Annotated in this window: 2 protein-coding genes; both read right to left on the bottom strand. The window is 70.8% G+C overall.

The genetic code is table 11. The features are described 5' to 3' along the window. Nucleotides 1-92: 92 nt before the first annotated feature. Complete coding sequence (locus tag QZV97_RS20785; protein WP_295647312.1) at nucleotides 93-896, bottom strand: cell division protein FtsQ/DivIB; 804 nt, start codon at nucleotides 894-896, stop codon at nucleotides 93-95. Between the two features lie 14 nt (nucleotides 897-910). Beyond that, a complete protein-coding gene (locus tag QZV97_RS20780) occupies nucleotides 911-1,864 on the bottom strand; it encodes a D-alanine--D-alanine ligase (protein ID WP_295647310.1) in 954 nt (317 codons plus the stop codon). Nucleotides 1,865-2,181: the final 317 nt, after the last annotated feature.

Genomic DNA, 2,181 nt, shown 5'->3' with positions numbered 1-2,181 from the left:
ACCTCGGCCACCACCGCCATCACCTTGGCCGTGCCGATGTCGAGGCCGACCACCAGATCCTTGTATTCCTTGGCCATGTCGTGTGCCCTCTTCTATTTCTTGGTGGTCGCACCGGGTGCCAGCGTGCCGATGCCGCGCAGCTTGAGCGCGTAGCCGTCGGCGTGCCGCAGGTCGGCGTAGGCCAGGGGGCGCTGGTAGCGCGTGGTCAGCTGGCCGACCGTGCCGACGAAGGCCTCGGTGCGCGCCAGCACCTCGGCCTCGCTGCCGCGGCCGAGCTCGACCTCGGCGCCGCTGTCGAGCTCGGCGCGCCAGGAGCCGCGCGCGCTCATCGTCAGGCGCTCCAGCCGCAGCTCCAGCGCCGCGAAGGCCGGCGCCAGCCGGCGGTGCATCGCCAGCATCGCGGCCGAGCTGCCCTCGGGGCCGCGCAGCACCGGCAGGTCGTCGTCCTCGACGTCGCCGGGGTTGGCCTCGAAGACCTCGCCCTGCAGGTTGACGAGGCGGTCGTTGCCGTCGCCCTGCCACCACGCGGCGACGCGGTGTTCCTCGAGCCGCACCGCCAGCCGGTCGGGCCACACGCGCTGCACCGCGGCGCGCCGCACCCAGGGCACGGACTCGAAGGCCCGCTGCGCCCGCACGAGGTCGATGCTGAAGAAGTTGCCGGCAAGCCGGGGCATCGCGTTGGCGCGGATCGTCGCCGCGCTGTTGCGCGCGACGTCGCCGTCGATGCGCACACCTTGCAGGCTGAACATCGGCGCGCGCAGGGCCCAGCCCAGCACCAGGGCCCCGAAAGCCAGCAGCGCCAGCGTGAACAGCAGCGCGCTCGCGCCGTTCATCAGCCGCACGTCGAACGGCGTCTGCGCGGGCGGGGCGGCGGGGCGGGGGCGTCGGGTGGCCATGCGAAGTCCGCGCGTCAGGCGTCGAGCGCCGCGCCCTGCAGGATCTGCAGGCACAGTTGCTCGTAGCTGATGCCGGCAGCCTTGGCCGACATGGGCACCAGCGAGTGCCCGGTCATGCCGGGCGAGGTGTTCATCTCCAGCAGGAAGGGCTTGCGATCGCTGGCGCGCAGCATCAGGTCGGCGCGACCCCAGCCGCGGCAACCGAGCGTGCGATACGCGGCCAGCGTCAGGCGCTGCACCTCGGCTTCTTCCTCGGGCGGCAGCCCGCTCGGGCACAGGTACTTCACCTCGTCGGTGAAGTACTTGTTCTGGTAGTCGTAGCCGGCCTCGGGCGGCACGATGCGGATCACCGGCAGCGCGCGCGCCTCGGCGCCCTGGCCCAGCACCGGGCAGGTCAGCTCGGGGCCGTCGATGAACTCCTCGCACAGCACCTCGGGGTCGTGCTGCGCGGCCAGTTCCACGGCGGCCTGCATCTGCGAGTAGCCCGAGACCTTGGTCACGCCGATCGACGAGCCCTCGTGCGGCGGCTTCACGATCAGCGGCAGGCCGAGCTGGTCGGGCACCGTGCGCGTGTGCTCGCGGTCCTGCTGCGCGCGGCCCAGCACGGCGTAGCGCGGCGTCGGCAGGCCCTCGGCCAGCCACACGCGCTTGGTCATCACCTTGTCCATCGCGATCGCCGAGGCCATCACGCCGCTGCCGGTGTAGGGAATGCGCAGCAGCTCCAGCGCGCCCTGCACCGTGCCGTCCTCGCCGTGGCGACCGTGCAGCGCGATGAAGCAGCGCCGGAAACCCTGGCTGCGCAGCTCGACGAGGTCGTGGTCCTTCGGGTCGAAGGGGTGGGCGTCGACGCCCTGGCTCTGCAGCGCTTTCAGCACGCCGGTGCCGGACATGAGGGAGATGTCGCGTTCTGCCGATGTGCCGCCCAGCAGGACGGCGACTTTGCCCATTGCCTTGGGGTCGATCGTCATTGCTTGGCTCCTTCAAAGCCTTGTGGGCCTCGTGAGGACGCGCCGGTTCCGCCCGGCAGGCGGGTCACTTTCTTTGCTGGCTCAAAGAAAGTAACCAAAGAAAGAGCCCGAACGCCAGACATCTGGGTGGAGCGGCCCGGTCGCTGCGCTCCGGACTTCTGCTCACCACGGCTCGCCCGCGAGGGGCTCGAACAAAGCGGTCTTGCACCGACCGCCTTGATTCGAAGCACTGCGCGTCCAACGAGGCAGCGGTCTTGGACGAGCGGGCGCCGAGAGTGCCCTCGCCCTTCAACAACCGAAATGTTCGAGCCCCTCGC

It is taken from the genome of uncultured Methylibium sp. (assembly GCF_902826655.1).
Lineage (GTDB): Bacteria > Pseudomonadota > Gammaproteobacteria > Burkholderiales > Burkholderiaceae_C > Methylibium.
Note: the sequence above shows the minus strand (reverse complement) of the source record. Positions and strands in the feature narration are given on the sequence as shown.